This is a genomic window from Paenibacillus sp. O199 (assembly GCF_001636635.1).
GTDB lineage: Bacteria > Bacillota > Bacilli > Paenibacillales > Paenibacillaceae > Paenibacillus > Paenibacillus marchantiae.
In genome coordinates, this window is sequence record NZ_LGRP01000034.1 from 1 (window position 1) to 21,473 (window position 21,473).

Sequence of the window (21,473 nt, forward strand, 5' to 3'; positions counted from 1 at the left end):
ACTCCAGTGTTGCCTGTTGCTCCCGTCACTCCGGTGGCTCCCGTTGCTCCGGTTGAGCCTGCCCCTACACCTGTGGCACCTGTTGCACCTGTGGCTCCTGTCGCTCCGGTTACACCTGTTATGCTCAGGGTTTCACCCAGCAACTCCTGAGATACCAATCGGTGAGCCGTGACTAACTCTCCTTCGGCGTCTTTGCCCCATACGGAAATTTGCGCTTCCGGGGCAGCGAGGTCTGCTGTGGAAAATATAAACTCGAACGCATCAAAATTTGCGCTATAATCTTTGGTTATGACCTGATTGGGCAACACATTAAACAGTTCTTCTACATATAACGTTCTGACTCCATCGAGATAGTACCCCAAAAGAAGAACATTATATACATCTATTGAATCCCGATTATCGATTTTGACGGTGACGAATTGAGTGGGGCGGGTACCGGTTACACCTGAAATATTGTTTTCAATGGGTCCGGTTGATAGAATGGCCATTTCATCATCCTCCTTTTTTATTCTTCTTCATGCGGATTGAGCCTTCGTATAGCATTATTCAGAAGTTTCTTAATGGTGTGGACAATTCATGTTCTATATGAATAATCACTTAAACAGCCCGGTATCAGGTTGAGAGATAACAGTGCGGCTCACCATTTAAATGTCAGTTTTAATAACTCGTACCTCACTTAAAATTCTGATTCGTTCATATCAATTAACAATTATTCCTAAACAATAAAATTGTAAGCGCATAACAAAAATAAAAAATCAATATCCCTCTCTTCTGCGCCGATAACATGTATGCTTCATGTCAAAAAATATATACACACTACATTTGGAAAGCTATAATATGGGTAACCATCATCCCCCCAATCATTTCATTTGGGGGCCACTTGTAAGTAGCTCGTGCAACAGGTGTACTTTCCGAAAGTTATGCCCTAACTGAGGTGATATCGATGAAACATTTACTTCCAGAATTAATGACCTTATTACGTACAGATACGAGTATCCTGGATTCGGGCCTCCCCATGCCCGCCATCCCTTCAACCACTGGACTGGCAGATGCCATCCCCCTTTTCAATACCAGTCCTTATCTGTTAATTCAGGATGATGGACCTCTATTGGGCTATATCGCTGTATCCGATGTTCTGCAAGAAATGATGCATGCCCATCGGCTTATGGAAGCTTATTTCGAGACAACACTGGAGACAGCAGGCTCAGCTCTGACGTTAATTAATGAAGAAGCAAAGGTGACCTACTGGACATCGGGTGCGGAGCATGTTTTTTCCATCAACAAAAAAGATATCATTGGGAAACCGGCAGCGGATTTCTTTCCCCCTGATCGCCTTCAATCGCTCAAAACGTTATATACAGGGGAAACCGTGTATCGAAAGCAGCACCAGCCAAGGCCCGATCTATTCGCCCTGATTAATGCACGTCCAGTGCAACTCGATGGACGTATTGTAGGTGCGGTTGCCGCTGAAGTGGATATAACAACCGAAATTCGTCTGCATCAAGAGTTATTACATATGACATCCAAAGTCCAGCATCTGGAGAAAGCCGTTGCCCGTCTACGCCCGGATTCCGATCCGTTTGCCAGAATCAAGGGTAGCAGTCCGGTAATCAACCATTGTCTGGAGACTATTCGCAAGATCAGTACTACCTCAGCTACCGTGCTCATTCTAGGAGAGAGTGGAACGGGCAAGGAGCTATTCGCCAAAGCCATTCACGACCTGCGTGAACCGCAGACAGCGCCGTTTATTGCCATTAACTGCGGAGCTATTCCTGGTTCATTATTTGAAAGTGAGTTATTTGGCTACGAGAAGGGTGCATTTTCAGGGGCTGATCCCAAAGGAAAAAAAGGGAAAATTGAACTGGCCGAAGGCGGTACGCTCTTTTTGGATGAAATAGGTGAAATGCCGCTGGAGCTTCAGGTGAAGCTATTGCGTGTATTACAGGAGAAAAGTTACTTCCCTGTTGGCGGAACACGTATGAAACAGGCAAGCTGTCGGATTATCGCCGCAACCAATCAGAATCTGCTGGGCATGATTGCCCGCAATCAGTTCCGGGAAGATCTCTACTATCGATTGAATGTCATTAACCTCGTCATCCCTCCCCTGCGTAAGCGCAAGGAAGATATTTACGAGTTGACACAGACCTTCCTGCAAGAGTTTTCCTTGCTCTATAATCGTCATATTGAACTGGTTCCTCCTGAGGTGTTCAAGCTGTTATTCCAGTATGACTGGCCGGGTAATGTACGGGAATTAAGAAATGTGATTGAGCGGATCACCATTCTCACCACGGATGGCGAGGTCAAGCCTGAATATCTCCCTGACACCTTCATTTCATCCATTGATCAGGCACAATCCATATTGAACGAGACAGTGCAGCTTCATCCACAGCCTGGCCTGGAATCAGGCTCGTCACGTTTACCTGGCAGCTCGGACCCAGCTGTTTCAATACATGAAGGAGAACAAGACGAGTCGCAAGATACTTCCACCCTATCTTATCAGGAGCAGTTGGACACCTATGAGTCGGAACTGCTGCTGCAATATCTGAAAGCCGCCGGAGGCAACAAAAGAACGCTCGCCCGGCAGCTCGGCATCTCCAGAGCAACGCTCTATAACCGCATGAGGAGGCTCGGTCTATGACCAGCCTCTTCTTGTCGTTATAACGGTACTGACGGAACCCCATTGCCACCATCATCCAGATAGAAGAACTGGCCGACTGCTTAGTGGAAACGAATCGTTAATGCTTCAATTTCACTAACCTATCGGCCTAATATAACCCTGGATCTTATAGTCACTGATTGAGAATGATTCCATCAAAAAAAACACGCAGGACCAGCTCTAAAGGCCGGTTACTGTGTGTTTTTTTGTTTTTTCCAATGATATTAATTTCCGATAATGCTAATTTCCAATGAAATTATATTATGCTTTCTATCACCTATAGCACTCTTGCCAGTCGGACCAAAGCCGCTCGCAGATGCCGATAGAATGTCGCCCGACTCATCGAGCATGCTTGTGCTGCGGCAGTTGGATTGCCAGCATGTGTCCAATAGGCCGTGTATAACAGCATCTGATCCTGCTGGGAGATACCATGAACCCGGCCCTCCAGCAAATCCAGGATATGAGTCTGTAATTGAATTCCATCCGTCATGCCATTCACTCGCGCTGCGGACTCATGCAATTCTCCGGGAGAGTGCAGATGAGTCAACATTTTGCGTACATCCTGTTCGGACCAGGGAACCTGATTCACGCCAGATGTCCCCTGTTGTAACCCGCTGCTCTTTGTATCCGGACCCAAAAGGGACATCACCCAGTCACCGAATTGCCCGCTACGTAAATCCAGATCCAGCACAGATGCCTGATCTTCATACAGGTCACATAAACGAGTACGTGCTCTTTTACTCCGAAAACCAATGTTCTGCAAAAACAGCTTCAGATACGGATTGGTTGCGACCAATATGACCCTGGCCCCTTCTCCCAGTAGTGACAGCCGATCCAGCGACATATAACCCACAAGTTCTTCACGTTTGTAACCTGGCACATCATCCCTTGCTGCAGCGAGTACCGCAAAGTGAGTATCCGTCTGGTCCGGATCACAATCCAGCTCTTCTGGTGTGAAACATTCCTGCATTTCGGCCGGAAAATAGTTGCACAACATCCCGCTGCTCTCCCGGTGCACGAGCACCGTAATGAACATCGCGATCGGATCGCCCTCCTTGTCACGCATCAGTACAATTCCCTCAGGATAACGCTGTGCAAGTTCGTCTAAAAAAGCAGGATAAGACGGCGCCTGCCAGGGCTCCACACTATATTCACACCACTGTTGGAGCAATTTGTGCAACGCCGGCAAATCTTCCGCTCGCATCACTTCCATCGGAGAAAATAGTGAATCTGCCGATACATCAGCATACTTCCGATGCTGTAGCATGGATTCCTGACACAAAAGGAGCATTTTCCTGGTAATCTGGCGTCTCTCATGTGGACCCGCTTGTTCATGGAGCGGCTTCAACAGCCCCGCTATTCGCACACGCATGGCTTGCAGACGCTGTGGTTCACGTTGGCGGAAATCCCGAAGCAAATGCAGTCTGGCCATATCATGCAGCGCCAAACCATTAGGACCGGAACGGATAAATGACATACGCCTCAGGACGTTGTATTCTTCAAGCGTCACCTCTGTTTGCAGCACAGATGCCAACAATTCCTGATTCGCCGTTTCCAGCAGCGTTAATACCTCTACCATCGGGTGCAGCCGGGGAAGCGTCAATTCAAGCAGCAGTCTGGCACTAATCATCTGAGACAATTCAGTCCAATCGGAGATAGGAATATTCCTGCGCTGATCCGCTGCCTCCACAGCAAGCGCTAGCCCGAGCGGATGTCCATCCGTCATACGCGCAATCGTCCCCGCTATGCTCCTGTTCAATGATCCTGCCACCGCAATGTATTCGGACACTTCTTCACCCGTAAAATGTTGAAGAGGCATCTGCACGAGGCGCTGCCGCAACCTTGGATGTGTCCGCCATGCTGAAGCCGGCTCCGGTCGTGAGGCCAGAATAATAAGTACTCCATATAACGGGAGCTTGGATACGAAGACTTCCATAAACCAACTCTCCAGAAGAGCCAGCTCCTCATAATTATCCACAGCAAGGACCAGCCGCCTCTGAACTGAAGTTTCACTCAGCAGGCTTAATGGCCGCTTGTTACCATCACTCCCCATTGTCTCAAGTCCCAATGTAGAGGAGAGATACTCCAAAAAAACAGACGGTGTAGAGCCGCAGGATCTGCCATCCATCCATATGGCAGTTGCCCCCTGGTTTCGAGCAATGGACAACATCTCGGACAGCAAGGATGATTTACCGATCCCCCCCATTCCCGTAACTGAAAAAATGGTTAAAGGTGCTTCCGGATTGCTGAGCCATCGGTCCAACAGCATCAGTTCCTTGGCTCGACCCACAAAACGTTTTCCATGACCATAATGGCTGTCGTATTGAATCTCACTACTGTTTTCCATCTGTGTCCTCCGTACTAGATACTGGTACTTTCCCTTAACCGTATTTTCTCACAAGTTGAGACTATATTGAGACGCACAGTTACATGTGAAGTGATAAAATCTAGATAAAAGCCAAATTATAGTAAAATACACAAAACAGCTGTATGCAAACGTTTAACACTGGGTACATACATCTTTCATGAGGATGTTCAACATATTCGCCATTCCGCTAATCGAGCACACCAATCAAGTGGGCATTTGATGTGATTCAGAACGCTGAAGTCCATAAGCAGCTACTATTTTCAAAACTTCATGCTTCCCTTTCAGAACCTATACAGCCCGATATTCCAGGAAAGGCGGATTTGTGTGAAAAAAAACCTCGATATCTGTAATCTGAGCGGACAACTAGGAATCAACCGTGAACGACTTGATGAATGGTTGCGTCAAACCGATGTTTCATCCAAAAAAATGGAGACGGGAACTCTTCCAGAGCGCAGCTCTTCACCATACCGCTTGGCTGCTCCCACCTCACTATCCCTTGCACCTTCCTCTGGCCAACCGAGACTGTTTCGCGGCCGCCGTCCGGATTCTGGCAACCCTGTATTACCGAGAGCATTACGACAAACTCGTCGCATCAGTAAAAATTGCTAGACTGTGCACATCTTTCAATAACGCACAGTCTAGACTGTCTTCCAGCCTGATCCATCAAGACGAAAAATCCTGCTCCTCCTCGATCATGGCATGAGCAAGCAGCGCCATCTCCAGGCAGATTCTTCTTTCCTGATCCATAAAATCAGGTCCCATTAATTCTTCTAACTTCTCCAATCTATTGTACAGAGTTTGCCGATGTATGAACAATTGAGCAGCTGCATCCCGCTTGGAACCGAAGTTTTGCAGAAAGGCATCCAAGGTCTCCACCAGCCTTAGATGATGTGTCCGATCATATTCAATCAGAACACCCAGATGGTCATTCACAAAAGGCTGCAGAAACGATTGGGGCAATGCTTTTAACATTTGATATATACCCATACGTTCGTAAAAATGAATATGTTCTAGCCGATCTACGGATCGTGAAACTTCGATGACCTGATACGCTTCCCGCAGACTGTCTGGCAATCCTGTTAAACGGTTACGCACCTTGCCAAATCCGGCATGGATCGTAACCTGCTTCAGGTTGCGACTCGCAAATCTCTTCACATCAACAATAGTGCCTTCAAGTGACTTTACCAGTTGATTTCGTGTGGATGTCTTGCTCTCTTCCCTGGCACAGCATACATATACCTGATTATTTTTCAGCATGATGAGGCTGGCCAGATTGTTCTTTTTGAGTAACGAACGCAGCAGAACCAGAATATCCTGATGGTTGGTTTCCATTCGCTCACGGCCGATGCCTTTCAGACGGTGCTCCATCTCAATAACCCCGCCGGCAAACCAGTACTGTCCCTTTACCAGCAGACGGAGCCCCATTCGGGTCTGTGCCTGCTCTTCATGAAGAATGTTACCGTTCATCAGATCCTGGATCAGTTCATTCTGGTTGCGTACCATCTTCTCCTCCAAAAACTGCGACCGCAGAGTCAGTGCCGCCGCAGCCTTCGCTGTATAATCGAGCAACAGCTTAAGATACTCGACGGGTGCTGAAGGATGTACAACCATGCCTACCGCGGAAAAAACCTGACCAAAACATACGACCGGGTGACACAGTAACACCTGTTCCTCATCCAGATGGAACCATAACTCGGTGTCTGAATCATTGAGATCCAGATGCTCAACCTCCTGTTCGTACCATGTGTAGATCGCTTGCTGTGTCTCCGAAGGTAGCTCCGGCACAAAACTGCCCGGTTCCATGGACGAGATATACACAACCGGTTTGGCCGCGTATTCATGCAGAAGATGAAGTACAGCCGACATGTCTGTACTCTGTAATGTTCGCTGCTGAAGCTGACGGGAATAGGTTTCCAGACTCTTCAGCAGTTGGTGTTGATGATTAATAAGCAAAGCGTGAATATCTTGCGTGATCTCAACAAAACGTACCGGTTGCTCAAACACGATAAGTGGGAATTGATGCCTGTCAGCCAGTTCAATCAATTCTTCGGGAATGCCATGAATGCTCGTACCAAATTCCACGCAGAGCCCCGCCGCTTCGCTCCGGATTAACTGGAGCAGATATTCTTCGCGCCATTCTTCCGATTGAAGCCATAGTCCAGTGGATAAAATAAGATCATGGGGACTTACAAATGGAGAAACATTGGTAATCTCCAACACATGAACCCATCCAACCTGACGTAATGTTCCTTCTTTCCCCGCAGCAAGCCGGGCTTTGGCAAAGACGGGGCGAGCCAGAATATCCTTTATCGTAAACACGCGGTCATTTCTCAATATCGATCCCTCATAGTGTCATTTTTTCTTACATTATAAGCGATGGGTAAATGTCCTGAATAGTCTTTTCTCGACATTATGTTGAATAAATTCTTCAAAACATAGACATGAGGTAAGGTGCAAAACGATGATCCAGGTCATAAACTTGTAGTATAAGCTAACAACCATTAAATGGACGAGGTGCATGGCGATGAGAATCGGAATTCCGAAAGAAATCAAAAACAATGAAAACCGTGTAGCAATGACCCCAGCTGGAGCTGCTGATTTTGTCAGAGCCGGACATCAGGTCATGATCGAACGTGGCGCAGGATTGGGCAGTGGATTCACAGACAACGAATATCAATCGGCTGGAGCGGAGCTTCGGGATACAGCTTCAACTGTGTGGGCTGAGGCAGATATGATCATCAAGGTCAAAGAACCCCTTGCCAGCGAATACGCCTATTTCCGTCCTGGCTTGATTCTCTTCACCTACCTGCACCTCGCAGCGGAACCTGCACTGGCAAAGGCACTGATTGAAAGCCGGGTAACCGCCATTGCGTACGAGACACTGGAAGTTAACGGTACGCTGCCTCTGCTCACACCGATGAGTGAAGTTGCCGGACGGATGTCGGCTCAGATTGGAGCGCAGCTGCTGGAGAAAACGGAAGGTGGCAAAGGCATTCTGTTATCCGGCGTACCCGGCGTAAGCCGTGGCAAGGTCGTCGTTATTGGTGGCGGGACGGTGGGCACGAATGCCGCCAAAATCGCGATTGGTCTGGGTGCGGATGTGACCATCCTCGATTTGAATCTGAATCGTCTGCGCCAGCTGGATGATATTTTTGGCAATCAGATTCATACGCTGGTATCGAGTCCATCCAATATTGCGTCGGCTGTTGCGGCTGCCGACCTGCTGATCTGTGCGGTGCTGATTCCAGGCGCCAAAGCGCCAACCCTAGTCAGCGAGCAAATGGTCACCACCATGGCACCCGGTTCGGTCATTGTCGATGTGGCGATTGATCAGGGCGGAATTGTGGAGACCATTGATCATATCACGACCCACGATGAACCGACCTATGTGAAGCATGGTGTGGTGCATTACGCGGTAGCGAACATGCCGGGCGCGGTGCCGCGCACGTCTACGGTGGCGCTGACCAACGCCACCATGCCTTATGCGCTGCAGCTGGCGAACCACGGTGCAGCCGCCGCGATTCGCGGCAGTTCGTCCATTCGCAGCGCGATAAACGTGCTGAATGGACATATCACGTATGAGGCGGTTGCCCGGGATCTCGGGCATGCCTATGTTCCCGCAGGACAGGCGCTGGAGAATACCGCCGCGGTCCAGTAATCTTGATATGACCGTTCCACCTGGCGCCTTGTCGCCGGCCTGTGGAACGTAATAGAAGCGCCAGTCCGGGCAGATCCTGTCCAGGCTGGCGCTTCTTGTTTTATTTTTACATGAAATAGGAATGAGATCTGAAGATGCTTCGGGTGGCGCTCTATACTACACGTTCGCTGCACACCTCACGGAAATTACAGTCCCGGCAAGCGCGGCGTGAAGGCATTGGCGTGAAATACGAGACGTCCTTGGGACGGTTGTAATACTCATCATCCACACAGGAGCGCATCTCCGCTATATACCGCCCCACGTTCTCCTCCACCTTCAGGATATCCTCTTCCGTTGCCGTAAACTCTCGGTGTGTCCCGGTTAACAGGTACTCCACCCGCAGCTCAATCTGCTCCAGTGGAACCCGGTAATGCTCCCTCACATAGGATGCGTACAGCATCAACTGATCCGAGAAGTCATCCTCCTTGCCCGTTTTCCAGTCCACAATGACGATGTTGCCGTTGCTGCGACGATATAACAAGTCCATCTTCACATACACACGCGTATCGTGCAGCATCATCGTATCCCATTTCTCAATCTCCAAAATATCCGTACTCGCACGGGACAAGTCCTCCCACGTGAGCGTCTGATACAGATTGCCGACACAGGCCGAGGCTCGTTCTTTGATCGTGGCAATCCGGTCATTCAACGTGTCATCCCCGTAATACATCTCGGACAACATCACCCGGTTCTTGGGGTCGAGCCGCCACTGATCCTGATCCATGGATTCCACATACGCCTGATTCAGCAGCTTGCGCATCGTCAGTTCCAGGAAGTGCTCACGAGGTTTATCCTTGCCTTCTTCCCTGCTACGTACCGCCGATTCACACATCCGATGTGCGAGGTCACCGAATACGAGGTATAGATTACTGAGCTGCTTCAATCGATACAGACGTACCTGCATCTCATCAGCCGACTCTGCCTTCCAGCCGTTATGGGCTCCATAATAATGATAATAATATTTGCGCAGGCACTCATCGAACATACTCGCCCGCGACTGCGAATAAGACCACTGCGGGTATTGTGCCATAAGATATTCTGCCTTTCTGATGCCGGATCTGCATGAGATCCCTTAATGCTCACAGTATATAGGAAAGGGCAAAAACGCCGCAAGCACCCTTCCGTAATTTTCTTCTATCCGCAACCGTTTCCGATTCAATGCGTAACGTTTATATAGTAACATCACCAAAAGATGAAATTACAACGCAGAACACATACTATACTAAAAGAGTACAGGATTTTGCAGTTAGACAGATGAATTGTACAGGCATATCCTAAAAGGAGGCACCACCCATGAATCGACCGGATTGGTTCCAGGCGGAAGAGGCATTACAACAAATCCAAGTCATCGGAAGCGACCGGAATGAGCTCGTGAACATCATTGGCCATGTAGAAGGACTGAATTGTATTGGTACAGGAACGGATGCGGCGGTATTTACGTATGACGGCTTGCCACAGTATGCCTTCAAGATGTACTCAGATCATGCCCTGGACAAACTTGAAAATGAAAAACAGGTATATGAGCAGCTCAAAGGCCTGCCCTACTTCCCTACCTATTACGGCAGCGGCCGGAATGTTCTTGTGATTAGTTTTGAAGCGGGAGATACCTTGCTCGAATGTCTGGAAAAAGGAATCCCGGTCCCCGAGCAGGTCATGCTCGATGTGGACGAAGCTCGTGAGGCAGTACGCAGCCGTGGCCTGAATCCACGGGACATTCACCTAAAAAATGTAATTCTCCAGAATGGACGCGGAAAAGTCATCGACGTCTCGGAGTATATTCAGGACGGCAACGATAATCGCTGGGAGCATCTCGTCTGGGCCTATCACAATATTTATCCACGGATCAAAGGTACGCCCATCTCCCCACGCATGCTGCAAACGATCAAATGGGGATACAATCAACTGGATCAGGCCAATATCAAATTGGACGACCTCTCCAAGAAGGCCAACCGATTATTCTCGAAATTCATGAAATAAGCAATGTTTATAAAACAGATCAAATGTTTGTTCTGATATCTGATATTCATAAAATAATCCGGATTACTCGCACATCTCTGGCGGTGATCCGGATTTTTGTTTGTACCCTGTTGACGCAAGGCCTTCCTATTTTAAACGCCCCTGCGAGGGTGTCATCCCTTTGTATTGTTTATACAGCTTCGTAAAATAGTTAGCATTATCACAGCCAACCTGAGCAGCGATCTCGGTAATGGTAAGGCTGCTCTCCTGCAGCAACTGTTCGGCTTTCGTCATTCGGCACCCATTCACATATTCTACAAAGGTGCGTCCAGTCAGTTTTTTGAACATTTTGCAAAAATGATACGTGTTCAGACCCACCTGACCGGCTGCCTCGGTAACGGATATTTTCCCTGTTGGCTCCGCTTCAATCTGCTCAATCAAATGTTTGAAACGTTCCCGATTGGGAAAATACGATCCCTTTGTTTTATCAGGAAGCTGGTGTGGCATAAATGTACGGGCAAGCAGTGTGAACAAGGCATGCAGCTTGGATTTCACAACCAGTTGGTAGGCAAGCGGCTGTGAGGCCATCTCCTCGATGGCTTCATCCAACAGGGAGTAATAGCCTTGGCAAGCTATGTCGTGCTCCGCCGGTTTTACCGGGAATCTTACCTTCCCCTCCAGATAGGGAGCAACATATTTCAAGTGAACGGGATCATGGGTAAAATCATGAAATAATGCACTGTTGAGCACAACCGAATCAAAATGGATATCCCCTTCCTCCAGAGCATACCCAACATGCAGCGCCCCTCCAGGAATGATAATAACCTCACCTGCTTGAGCTACGTAAGGCCTGCTGTCGATATGAAACAGTGCACTTCCCTTCCGCATAAAAATCAGTTCAAAGTGTTCATGCCAGTGCAAGTACAGAATGCATTCTTCCGTTTTCATCCCCCAGCAACGATTCTGGAACAGCTGAAATGGATGCGATTTATGGTCAATGCGGGTATTTTCGTGAAGCGCTTTCAGGTCCAGCACGCTGTCTCCTCCTCTCCCCACAAGATCAGACTAATATTGCACAAGATTGTATAGAGCCATCCGGCAGATGCCCGGCTATAATGAGTGTGTCACGAAGTACTATAAGCCAATATTGGAGTGAAATACAACCATGAATAATCCGTTACGTATAGGCACACTTGTAGGTGGACATGACGCAGTCCGCGTCATTCCACAGATTATGAAACATGGCTTCGAATCATTCAATCTGACCTTCTGGCAAACGACTGGTGATCTGGACCTCACTGAGACAGCCAAACGTGTCCGTGAAATCGTGGACGAACAGGGAATTGTCATCTCTGCAGTAAGTGTGTTCGGCAATCCGCTCACCGGAGTCGGGGATAATGCCGATACACTGGCCAGTTGGGAACGGGTGATTGACCATGCCCACCTCTTCGGAGCGGATATCGTCTCCGGGTTTACCGGACGACTGACCGATCAACCGATTGACCAATCAATCCCACGGTTCAAGGAAGTGTTTGGAGAACTGGCACGCCGGGCTGCAGACCGGGGTGTACGCATTGCTTTTGAAAACTGTGATATGGGCGGTACATGGCAGACGGGTGATTGGAACATTGCGCATAATCCAACGGCCTGGGAGATGATGTTCGATGCAGTTCCTGACGAAAACATCGGATTGGAATGGGAGCCATGCCATCAAATGTCCAGCCTGATCGACCCGATTCCGCAGCTGCGCAAGTGGGCGCCTAAAGTGTTCCATGTGCACGGCAAAGATGCCACCATTGCCTGGGACATCGTCAAAGAATATGGCGTGCACGGCCCACGAGAATTCGTCTGGCACCGTACGCCTGGATTCGGGGATACCAACTGGTCCGACATCATTACGATTCTGCGCCAAAATGGGTATCAGGGAACGATTGATATTGAAGGTTGGCATGATCCTGTCTACAAAGATGAACTCGAAATGACCGGACAGGTGCACGCTTTAAAATATTTGAAACAATGTCGTGGTGGAGATTTTGTTCCCAATCCGGTATAGAAACGGGATTAACATTGAGTTGCATGATATCCATTGCAAGAGCATAAAAAATGAAAAGCATAAGGAGATGATAGGATGAGTCATCCTTATCGGGTAGTTGTGGCAGGCTGTGGGGCCATGTCCAACACCTGGGTTGATTACGCCATGCAAAGACCGGACACGGAAATTGTGGGGCTTGTCGATCTGTATGAACAGACTGCCGTTGCACTCGCTGCACGACACGGTCTCTCCTGTCCCACGTTTACGGATATCAGTGAGGCCATTCGAGCAACTGATGCCAATATCGTATTTGATGTCACCATTCCAGCGAGCCATCACGGCATTGCAATGACAGCGTTACAACAAGGATGCCATGTATTTGGCGAAAAACCTCTGGCGGAATCCTTCTCTGACTGTGAAGATATTGTTCAGACTGCACGCCGTACGGGCAATATTCAAGCTGTGATGCAAAATCGCCGTTTTGATCCACGTATTCGCGCCTATCGGCAGTTGATTTCCGACGGAACGATTGGTCAGGTCGGTTTTGCAGGGGCAGATTTCTTCCTGGGTCCACATTTTGGAGGATTCCGTGACCTGATGGATAGTCCATTGCTGCTGGATATGGCGATTCACACCTTCGACCAGGCACGTTATATTCTCGGTGCCAACCCGGTCTCGGTGTACTGCCACGAATTCAATCCTCCGGGGTCATGGTATCAAGGCAATGCGATGGCACTATGTATCTTCGAAATGTCCGATGGCTCCGTGTTTAACTATCGCGGGTCCTGGTGCGCAGAAGGTGTACCTACTTCATGGGAAGCATCCTGGCGCGTAACCGGAGAAAAAGGAACCGCCATCTGGGATGGCAATGATGACATTTATGCTGAAGTTGTCTCGGCGCAACATCTGGATGCGGAAGGCAAACCGTCCTTTTTCCAACCGTGTGAGCGGATTGAGGGATACCTGCCCGTCATGGAGAAAACCGGACATCACGGCTGCCTCGAAGACATGTTCGCAGCGCTGGAATCCGGACAACTGCCTGAGACCGATTGCAGTGACAACCAGTTCAGTATGGCCATGGTTCTCGCATCCCTGGAAAGCGCACGTACAGGTCAAAAGGTGCTCATCGCCGATCTGCTGAAAACCACATAGCGAAGCGCCTATGTACTTGAATTAAATAAAGCCCAATCTGCAAAAGTTTAGCAGTTTGGGCTTTATTGTTTTTTATCTACTTCCTTTTCCTATACAAGGTACAAAAAAAGTTTCTGATAAAACGCGAAGTAGTGCAGGGAACGAAATCGATTCTGGAGAAACGAAGTGCTCGCCTTTATCACCGGATTTCCCCTTACAAAAAGGGAATCAAAAAATCCGGGGATAACAGCGATAGAAAGAACGATTCGTAACCGGAACGACTGCTTTGCAGGCAGTTATTTTTTTGAACTTACATCATTTTATAGAATTCCTTTTTTCATTGCCTTGTACACAAGCTGCGAGAACAGGCTGTTCGACCAAGCAAACCAGGGCCTTGTGAACGTGTTTGGATCATCTGAATGAAAACCTTCATGCATGTACCCGGTACCTGCATCTGTGTTCTCCAGCAGATTAATCATCTCCAGCATTTCCTTATCATTGTCTGCGGTCAGACCTTGCATGGACAGCGCCATATGCCAGACGTAGCCGGGAGGAGTATGAGGGCTGCCGATGCCTTTGGCTGCTTGTCCTTCATAATAAAACGGATTTTCCTTGCTCAAAATAAAGCGCCGTGTATTCTGGTACACGATGTCCTCGGTGGAAGCATACTCCAAATACGGAATAGACATAAGTCCCGGGGTACCTGCATCATCCATTAGGCAAAAGTTGCCGTAACCATCCGTCTCATAGGCATAAATCTGCCCATACTCGGGGTGACGGTAAGTACCGTATAAGGAAATACCGTGTCGTATTTCTTCTTCTAAATGAGCCATCTCGCTGACCAGCTTCTCATCTCTGAAAACCCACCTCGCAATCTCCCCCATTTGACGCAAAGTCACCGCTGCAAACATATTTGCCGGGATATTATAATGAAAATCACATGCATCATCACTGGGGCGGAAACCGGACCAGATCATCCCGGTATAGTTTACCGGCATCCCCAATCCTTCGTTACGGAGCGTATCATGGGCTGGACAATTCCGCCGCATGAATCGATATGGGGACTGCTCACCATGGCGCTGCTCTGTTTTCCATAGACTTACTATGCTCTCCATCACCCTCTTGAAACGCTCGTCAAATATATCCGTCAATTCCGTCTCACGCCAATACGCATAGGCGAGCCGCATAGAGAAACAAAGTGAATCCAGTTCAAACTTGCGTTCCCACACCCAAGGCGACATCTCTGTCTCATCATTTGCATCCCAATGCCATCCATTAGCCGTTTCGTTAAACGCATTGGCATAGATATCGATGTCCGCATAGAATGTATGCCGTTTGATCAGCCCGCCAATGATCCGCTGCAGCTGTTCGTCTTCCTTTGCCAGCGGAACGTAGTGCATCACCTGCTCCACTGAATCACGCAGCCACATTGCCGGGATATCCCCTGTAATAACAAAGGTTGTCCCATCATCCAATAGCTTTGTCGTCGTTTCCAACGTGTTGGGAAAACAGTTACGGAACTGTGCCAGCAATCTGGGTCTATGTTGCAGTCGTTCCTCGGCCTCGGTAAGAATGTTCTGCACAGCTTGCGGTAATTCCAGATGCGGCATGGGGATTTTCGGTAATCTGAACTGTTCCATGGATGTCGTCTCCTTTGAATTAAAGTTTCCATATTTGTTTGCATCGTTTCATTCAATGATTTGTGTCGCATTGTTATTTTCGTTATGATAAATTATAATAACATTATTATTTGTAAGTGTACTGTGCCGGAAGATGATCGTCAATTCATAACGGATGGTATATTAAAAAATAAATTGGATCATATCTTGTAGATTGAAATGGCTCGTTGGATTTATGCAAATTGTTTACATATGAAGGAGTAATGAAATGTCACGTAAAGTATCCATCCAGTCGCTGGCCGACCAGCTTGGATTATCCAAATATGCCGTCTCCCGTGCACTCAGTGGCAAGACAGGTGTCAGCGAAGCGACTCGCGCCCGTGTGCTGGAATTAGCCCGTGCCTTGGGATATCGCCAAAGCACCCCCGGAAGCAGCACTGTTCCAACTGCAATCCATACGGAACAATCCGAGCCCCCATTTGCTCTCATCTGCATGAATCAGCTCAACCGGGGTGAGCCCCATTATTGGCAGCGCGTCCTCTCCGGCATGATCTCTGCCTGTAATGAAAGAGGATGGCATCATGCCATTGTATCTCCCTCTCTGGGAGTCGCTGATGAACACACGCCTCCAGAACGGGCAATCGCTCCTCACTTGGATTGGGAACGTTGTGCAGGAGTCATCGCCATGGGCGCTTTCCCCCATGCTGTCCTGCAACGACTGAGCCAGACAGGCCGCCCCATTGTGCTCGTGGATCATCAGGAGCCACTGTTGAACTGTGATACCATCAGCCATGATAACCTGGAAGCAGGCATTACTGTGGCTAGATATTTAATGTCGATGCAGTGCCGCCGCATCGGTCTGATTACGGATGATGGCCGGGCTGCCAGCTTTGCACAGCGGAAGATCGGCATCGAACTGGCTTTGAACCATTTTCACGCAGACAGCAGTCGGTTGACCACGTTCAGAGAATGGAATATTCCTTATGAGAACGGCGAATGGATTGACCAATTGGCTGCCACAATCAAAAACATGCCCGCCGACGAACGGCCTGATGCCTGGATTGGCGTCAATGATGATATCGCCTTGCAGTGGATGAATAAGTTGCAGGAAATGGGTTTCTCCACACCTGGGGATTGTCTTGTCATCGGTATCGATAATGTGCATGCCGCCGCTACATCGTCCCCGCCCCTGACCACAGTCAACCTGTGCAAAGAGGAGCTCGGTCAGCGTGCGATCGAAGCTTTGCAGCGCAGGATTGAACGCCCAGGAACACCAAAGGAAACGGTCATGTTATCCACATCCCTTATTCCACGGGAATCGGCGTAGCTCAATGTGCACAACTTAACTTTATTGAATATCAAAAAGGCCTCGCATGTTATTATGCGAGGCCTTTTATCACTATCTTGTTATTCATCCAAGCTTATTCCGTTCCGTTTCTTTATTTCAGCCAAGGCAGGCTACTGTACGACGGAAGATCTACTTCCCAATTCACATCTCGATACTCTCGATTAACTACGGTTCGTTTTAAGGTTAATTTCGTTCCATCTTCTTTGTAAAAACCACGGATGACCAATTTCAGATTGTCTGCAACGTATTCTCCGTCATTATTAGGCTGGTCTGGAAAACCGATTACTTGAACAGGATACTCTTTCCCTTCCGAATCTACGGCCACCCAGCGATCGCCATTAAAAGCATTTCGGAACTTCCCTCTTCCCTCCAGGACTAGTGAGTAGTTTTTGTCATAGGATTCCCACACCGGTTTGAAATTGAAATCAGAAAATAAAATTTCATCTCCATATTGTTCAAATTGCAGTACGTAGGTGTAAATTTCAGCATCCTTACGCATCTTTTCCAGATCCACTTCCACCGACTTCTCTCCCCACACTGGGATGGTGTAGCCTTCCAGGACAAAGCGAATCTTCTTCGCATCCACCGTAACAAAAGCAGGGTCCCATGTCTCCGATAACTTCAATGGACCACCATCCATTAATCCACTCAAATCTCGGAACCGGAACTTGGGTTGACGGGCATCTGGTCTGCTCCCGTTGAATATTCGATACTCATTCGTTTCAGGAATTTCGAGGTGATACATCAAGTCCATATCATCTGCCCAATCTTCTCCGACTTTGGCACGCAGTTGATCATCCAGACTGATGTTCATATCAAGGCGGGTCCCATTTGGCGTACGTACAAGCTGTGTCATATCTAATTTCAAACCCTCAGGAGTGGTGTAGGTATTGTTCATGGGAGCCTCAACAGCCAGTGATTTGGCTTTGGTCATATCGATGTTGAATTGAAAGCTCCAGTCAACTGTTGCGCTAGATTCCACAAATTCCTCCTTTTCGGAATTATAATAACTGGGAATCTTTAAATGACTAAGTTCCCCTCGAACAACGATTTTATCCGGAATTTCGTCCTGCAACTGGTATACAAATCTTTGATATTTTGAACTGTACAGAGTCTGATCCCCAGGCGAAGACAATGATGCAATCGAATTTCCTTTCTCATCTGTAATATGAACTCTTCCCAAATCGGGATAAACCGGATTAATCATACTGCCATCTGGTGCATTTTGCTGTAAGGTCATTACAATCTGAGAACGATCTACAAGCACATTTTCAATCTTAAGCGTGTAGCCCTGATCCTCAATGTTAATATTTGGATTAACCACTAGACCGAGTGGCTTCAAACGTTTGTAATCATCGGCATAATAGGAATACTTAAGTTCTTCTGGAACAGGTATGTTAGGTAATGGCGGGTTATTTACGGCATTCACCGTGGGTTGAGTCAATTTTTCTGTGTGATCAAAAGCAAAATAGGCCCCTCCCACAAGGATCACAACTGCCGCCGCTGCGATTCCCGTACGGCGCATCCAATGGGACTTGGAAGCCTTTTTAGTAAATGGATCCCCGTCTTCTGCGCTCTCCATGGACACCCCTTCCAGCTTCCGCATCACCTCAAGCGTAAAGTCCGCATCCGGTTCCTCACGGAACAAATGCTGTTCCCACAATCGATCCTCATCATTTGGAATAGGCTTCATACGTCGATAAACCTCCTTTGCGCTCCATTTGTTTCTTCAGCGTTTTCTTCCCTCGGTAAAGTGCATTACGCACTTGAGTCGGACTCATGTCCGTGATATCTGCAATCTCTTCATAGCTCAGCTCATTCGTATATTTAAGCAGCAGCACTAGCCGATACGATTCCGGTAGTTGGTCCATCTGGCGATATATTTCACGCTGCATTTCCTTATGCAGTACATGTTTCTCTGGTGTTTCACCATTGGTCTGTTCCAAGCCCGTATGAACAGCGGTCATCACAGGTTTCTGTTGCCGCATAAAATCCCGCATCCGATTCACAGCGATGGTGTATACCCAGGACGAGAAACTGCTTCCTTCCCTTCGTGTCGGAAGATAGCGGTAAATCCGAAGAAACGTATCCTGAGCGAGATCCTGTGCATCCTGATGACTCGCACCCATTCCACGCAAAATGCCGAAGACTTTATTTTTATATCGATCCACGAGCACAGCGAATAGCTGTTTGTCTCCCGCAATAATACGCTGAATGAGCTCCTCCTCTGGTATCTGTTGAGTCATGTAATCCCCCTTCTCTACAGCTTCCATGCATGGTTCTGTACTATATAGACGGAAACACTTCCTGAAACTTCTCACTTTATCCAAAAAAAAGAATTCGCGCCACCCGGTGTAAACCGGATGGGCGAACTCTGCAACCATTGAAGTTTCATTATTGCTGCGGCGCTTGCTGCCATGTGGAGTTTCTTTTTCGCTTCGTTTTTCAGTCCTCCCTGCTTTTCTCTGAGACAAAATCACTAAGCTGGGAATAGATCGCTACGATCTCGTCCATCGACATACGCACTAACCCACTGGATGACGGGGCTACAAATTCATGAATTTCCTTGACGACCGGGTCGTCCTGAAATCCCCATTCCGCTTTGGCACGCTGACTGTACTGGGTGTATACCCCTTTCCCAACAAAACAGGCGATGTCTGGTCGGTATTCCTCCAACTTTTGCCGTAAAATCTGCCGTCCCTCTGCATATTCTTCCTTTGTAATATCGTCCATACCTCTTGTCGGTCGGGCCACAATATTCGTAAATCCGTACCCCAGCTTCAGCAACTCTCCATCCTCTTGTGCATCATATAAACGAGGGGTCAATCCGGAACGTTCAAGAATGCGCCAGAAACGGTTTCCTTTATAAGCATAATGATGACCTGTCTCTCCAGAAGTGATGCTGGGGTTGAATCCAATAAATAATATCGATAAACCATAATCCAGATGATCTGGAATCATAATGAAAAGCCCCTTATCTTTTTTAGTCATTTACATCTTTCATCTGTGTATAAAATGATATAATGGTTGAAGTATTTTCGAAATCGGACTGAAATTTTCATGAAAAAGGAAGCTGAACTGATGATTGCAGACATCATGCTTGAAGTCGTCCTGCCCGTCTTTCTCCTGATTGCCGTCGGGTCCTGGATGCAAAAGGTGTTCAAGTTGGACTTGTACACCCTCGCCAAAATCAATTTCTATTGTATTACCCCCGCAGCCGTCTTTATGAGCATGTATCACTCCGATATGTCGGGGGAATTGCTCGGAACTGTCACGCTTTTTTACGCCTTATATGTACTTATTCTCTATATTGTGGGGTCTGTGTTCGCACGCTCGCTTCGCATGAACAAAGGCATGAAGGCTGCCTTCAACAACAGCATCATGCTGGACAACGCAGGCAATTATGGTCTGCCCATCAACTCCCTGGTATTTCGTGGTGATCCGCTGGCCTCTTCCATCCAGGCACTGGTCATGTCTTTACAGGCATTGCTGACATTTACCTATGGTGTGCTGTCCATTCAGGGTGCGAAGCTCAAAGGCAATTACCGTGCGGTAATCATTGGATTTCTAAAAATGCCCGTTCCTTATGCACTGTTGCTCGGTATTTTGTTTCATATGGGGAATATTCCATTGCCCACTTTCCTGTCTATGCCACTGACTTACGCGCAGCAAAGTATGGTCGCTGTAGCATTGTTGACACTTGGCGCCCAAATTGTGAAATATCCAATCCGCCTGTATCGTCTTGATGTGTATATTAGCACATTTCTGCGTTTGCTGATTGGCCCGGCCATCGGGATTTCGATTGTATTGCTGCTCGGTTTGCAAGGTATCGCCGCTCAGGCTCTTATTATCGCATCCGGTATGCCTACCGGAGTCAATGCGTCCATTCTGGCCGAGGAGTATGATAACGAGCCAGACTTTGCGGCCCAGACAGTTTTGATCTCGACGCTGCTTAACATCATTACAATTACTGCACTGATTTCCTTTGCGAAGACGTTCTGATACCATATTTTAAAAAATGTCCAGTTCACTTTCCTCCAAGGAGCAGTGAACTTTTTGGTTATGCGGATATGGATGATATAACAGCTCAACTAAAAAAAGTCCAACGCATCCATATTCCGGATGCACTTGGACCTCTTTGTTATCTTCATATGCCATCTGATCAAGTCTGTTGTTCGACTTACCAGCCTTAAAAAACTAAGATTCACATGTCGTCCGTTCAGGGAACTTACCGCCTTCTCTGAACAAACATCGAACCAGTCGCTGTGCGGCCCGATTGAAATAAAAACTCGGACTGACACCCTCGACCTGAACAGGTTCCAGTTCTTTCACACTTTCCTTGACCTTATTCATTTCAATGAGTCCCATCTTCCGCTCATTCGGTCCGAATCGATAAATAACCTTTTCATCGTCTTCCGTCTGTTTCACCAACAGAATCATTGACGCCATACAGGTTACCCCCTATCGTTACGTTGTGAGATTCCAATGACCACTTGCTTACTATTAATTATTACCCAGAATGGATTGGAAACATATAGGGCTTTAGTTATTTATATTAACCTTAAAAATCCTAATTTTAATTATCTCGAATGAAATATTTTGACGAAAAATAAACAAAAACAGGCTTGGATATACCAAACCTGCCCTATTACCTTGCATCCAAAGG

Annotated in this window: 17 protein-coding genes and 1 pseudogene; 8 read left to right on the top strand and 10 right to left on the bottom strand. The window is 47.7% G+C overall.

The window, feature by feature from the left end:
- Window positions 1–488 (bottom strand): annotated as a pseudogene (locus A6049_RS33035) (YVTN family beta-propeller repeat-containing protein); the annotation flags it as partial.
- Between the two features lie 455 nt (window positions 489–943).
- Between A6049_RS33035 and A6049_RS27585 the strand changes: the two are divergent.
- The gene (locus tag A6049_RS27585) at window positions 944–2,638 is read left to right on the top strand and encodes a sigma-54 interaction domain-containing protein (RefSeq protein ID WP_063567661.1); all 1,695 of its coding nucleotides are present in this window, start codon (window positions 944–946) and stop codon (window positions 2,636–2,638) included.
- Between the two features lie 295 nt (window positions 2,639–2,933).
- Here A6049_RS27585 and A6049_RS27590 read toward each other — a convergent pair whose 3' ends face one another.
- A complete protein-coding gene (locus A6049_RS27590; RefSeq protein WP_063567662.1) occupies window positions 2,934–5,003 on the bottom strand; it encodes an nSTAND1 domain-containing NTPase in 2,070 nt (689 codons plus the stop codon).
- Window positions 5,004–5,348: 345 nt separating this feature from the next.
- Here A6049_RS27590 and A6049_RS33040 point away from each other — a divergent pair, with 345 nt between their 5' ends.
- Window positions 5,349–5,633: a hypothetical protein gene (locus A6049_RS33040; RefSeq protein ID WP_139295722.1), complete on the top strand. Its 285-nt coding sequence runs from the start codon at window positions 5,349–5,351 to the stop codon at window positions 5,631–5,633.
- A 54-nt stretch (window positions 5,634–5,687) separates the two neighbouring features.
- Here the strand turns inward: A6049_RS33040 and A6049_RS27600 are convergent, their stop codons facing one another.
- Window positions 5,688–7,358: a PucR family transcriptional regulator gene (locus A6049_RS27600; protein ID WP_063567664.1), complete on the bottom strand. Its 1,671-nt coding sequence runs from the start codon at window positions 7,356–7,358 to the stop codon at window positions 5,688–5,690.
- Between the two features lie 190 nt (window positions 7,359–7,548).
- On the opposite strand from A6049_RS27600, the gene ald reads away from it, so the two are divergent.
- Window positions 7,549–8,682, top strand: a complete 1,134-nt coding sequence (ald, locus tag A6049_RS27605; protein WP_063567665.1) for an alanine dehydrogenase — start codon at window positions 7,549–7,551, stop codon at window positions 8,680–8,682.
- Between the two features lie 151 nt (window positions 8,683–8,833).
- Here the strand turns inward: ald and A6049_RS27610 are convergent, their stop codons facing one another.
- Window positions 8,834–9,751, bottom strand: a complete 918-nt coding sequence (locus A6049_RS27610) for a PD-(D/E)XK nuclease family protein (RefSeq protein WP_063567666.1) — start codon at window positions 9,749–9,751, stop codon at window positions 8,834–8,836.
- 263 nt (window positions 9,752–10,014) lie between these two features.
- Here A6049_RS27610 and A6049_RS27615 point away from each other — a divergent pair, with 263 nt between their 5' ends.
- The gene (locus A6049_RS27615) at window positions 10,015–10,698 is read left to right on the top strand and encodes a hypothetical protein (protein WP_063567667.1); all 684 of its coding nucleotides are present in this window, start codon (window positions 10,015–10,017) and stop codon (window positions 10,696–10,698) included.
- A gap of 126 nt (window positions 10,699–10,824) precedes the next feature.
- Here the strand turns inward: A6049_RS27615 and A6049_RS27620 are convergent, their stop codons facing one another.
- On the bottom strand, window positions 10,825–11,712 hold the full coding sequence (locus tag A6049_RS27620) for a helix-turn-helix transcriptional regulator (RefSeq protein ID WP_063567668.1): 888 nt from the start codon (window positions 11,710–11,712) through the stop codon (window positions 10,825–10,827).
- A 130-nt stretch (window positions 11,713–11,842) separates the two neighbouring features.
- Here A6049_RS27620 and A6049_RS27625 point away from each other — a divergent pair, with 130 nt between their 5' ends.
- Both A6049_RS27625 and A6049_RS27630 read left to right on the top strand, forming a co-directional pair.
- Window positions 11,843–12,730 carry a sugar phosphate isomerase/epimerase family protein gene (locus tag A6049_RS27625; protein WP_063567669.1) on the top strand — a complete coding sequence of 296 codons (888 nt, stop codon included), beginning with the start codon at window positions 11,843–11,845 and terminating at the stop codon, window positions 12,728–12,730.
- A gap of 75 nt (window positions 12,731–12,805) precedes the next feature.
- Window positions 12,806–13,861 carry a Gfo/Idh/MocA family protein gene (locus tag A6049_RS27630; protein WP_063567670.1) on the top strand — a complete coding sequence of 352 codons (1,056 nt, stop codon included), beginning with the start codon at window positions 12,806–12,808 and terminating at the stop codon, window positions 13,859–13,861.
- A gap of 299 nt (window positions 13,862–14,160) precedes the next feature.
- On the opposite strand, the gene A6049_RS27635 is transcribed toward A6049_RS27630, so the two are convergent.
- Window positions 14,161–15,480: a glycoside hydrolase family 125 protein gene (locus A6049_RS27635; RefSeq protein WP_063567671.1), complete on the bottom strand. Its 1,320-nt coding sequence runs from the start codon at window positions 15,478–15,480 to the stop codon at window positions 14,161–14,163.
- Window positions 15,481–15,727: 247 nt separating this feature from the next.
- Here A6049_RS27635 and A6049_RS27640 point away from each other — a divergent pair, with 247 nt between their 5' ends.
- A complete protein-coding gene (locus A6049_RS27640; protein WP_063567672.1) occupies window positions 15,728–16,786 on the top strand; it encodes a LacI family DNA-binding transcriptional regulator in 1,059 nt (352 codons plus the stop codon).
- 112 nt (window positions 16,787–16,898) lie between these two features.
- Here the strand turns inward: A6049_RS27640 and A6049_RS27645 are convergent, their stop codons facing one another.
- The 3 genes from A6049_RS27645 to A6049_RS27655 all read right to left on the bottom strand — a co-directional run bounded on the left by A6049_RS27645 (window position 16,899) and on the right by A6049_RS27655 (window position 19,768).
- Window positions 16,899–18,500 (bottom strand): DUF4179 domain-containing protein, encoded by a 1,602-nt coding sequence (locus A6049_RS27645; protein ID WP_063567673.1) that lies wholly within the window; start codon window positions 18,498–18,500, stop codon window positions 16,899–16,901.
- A complete protein-coding gene (locus A6049_RS27650; RefSeq protein WP_063567674.1) occupies window positions 18,481–19,053 on the bottom strand; it encodes an RNA polymerase sigma factor in 573 nt (190 codons plus the stop codon). Before A6049_RS27650 ends, A6049_RS27645 begins: the two co-directional genes overlap by 20 nt.
- A gap of 199 nt (window positions 19,054–19,252) precedes the next feature.
- On the bottom strand, window positions 19,253–19,768 hold the full coding sequence (locus A6049_RS27655; protein ID WP_072735185.1) for a mismatch-specific DNA-glycosylase: 516 nt from the start codon (window positions 19,766–19,768) through the stop codon (window positions 19,253–19,255).
- A gap of 120 nt (window positions 19,769–19,888) precedes the next feature.
- Between A6049_RS27655 and A6049_RS27660 the strand changes: the two genes are divergently transcribed.
- A complete protein-coding gene (locus A6049_RS27660) occupies window positions 19,889–20,809 on the top strand; it encodes an AEC family transporter (protein ID WP_063567676.1) in 921 nt (306 codons plus the stop codon).
- 195 nt (window positions 20,810–21,004) lie between these two features.
- Here A6049_RS27660 and A6049_RS27665 read toward each other — a convergent pair whose 3' ends face one another.
- Window positions 21,005–21,256 (bottom strand): RNA-binding protein, encoded by a 252-nt coding sequence (locus A6049_RS27665; RefSeq protein WP_063567677.1) that lies wholly within the window; start codon window positions 21,254–21,256, stop codon window positions 21,005–21,007.
- Between the last annotated feature and the right edge of the window lie 217 nt (window positions 21,257–21,473).

Bases quoted from the DNA above. Each gene is read 5' to 3' on its own strand.
- A6049_RS27585 (WP_063567661.1), top strand. From the start codon at position 944: ATGAAACATTTACTTCCAGAATTAATGACCTTATTACGTACAGATACG.
- A6049_RS27590 (WP_063567662.1), bottom strand. From the start codon at position 5,003: ATGGAAAACAGTAGTGAGATTCAATACGACAGCCATTATGGTCATGGA.
- A6049_RS27625 (WP_063567669.1), top strand. From the start codon at position 11,843: ATGAATAATCCGTTACGTATAGGCACACTTGTAGGTGGACATGACGCA.
- A6049_RS27645 (WP_063567673.1), bottom strand. From the start codon at position 18,500: ATGAAGCCTATTCCAAATGATGAGGATCGATTGTGGGAACAGCATTTG.
- A6049_RS27615 (WP_063567667.1), top strand. From the start codon at position 10,015: ATGAATCGACCGGATTGGTTCCAGGCGGAAGAGGCATTACAACAAATC.
- A6049_RS27630 (WP_063567670.1), top strand. From the start codon at position 12,806: ATGAGTCATCCTTATCGGGTAGTTGTGGCAGGCTGTGGGGCCATGTCC.
- A6049_RS27655 (WP_072735185.1), bottom strand. From the start codon at position 19,768: ATGATTCCAGATCATCTGGATTATGGTTTATCGATATTATTTATTGGA.
- A6049_RS27665 (WP_063567677.1), bottom strand. From the start codon at position 21,256: ATGGCGTCAATGATTCTGTTGGTGAAACAGACGGAAGACGATGAAAAG.
- ald (WP_063567665.1), top strand. From the start codon at position 7,549: ATGAGAATCGGAATTCCGAAAGAAATCAAAAACAATGAAAACCGTGTA.
- A6049_RS27650 (WP_063567674.1), bottom strand. From the start codon at position 19,053: ATGACTCAACAGATACCAGAGGAGGAGCTCATTCAGCGTATTATTGCG.
- A6049_RS27660 (WP_063567676.1), top strand. From the start codon at position 19,889: ATGATTGCAGACATCATGCTTGAAGTCGTCCTGCCCGTCTTTCTCCTG.
- A6049_RS27635 (WP_063567671.1), bottom strand. From the start codon at position 15,480: ATGGAACAGTTCAGATTACCGAAAATCCCCATGCCGCATCTGGAATTA.
- A6049_RS27640 (WP_063567672.1), top strand. From the start codon at position 15,728: ATGTCACGTAAAGTATCCATCCAGTCGCTGGCCGACCAGCTTGGATTA.
- A6049_RS27610 (WP_063567666.1), bottom strand. From the start codon at position 9,751: ATGGCACAATACCCGCAGTGGTCTTATTCGCAGTCGCGGGCGAGTATG.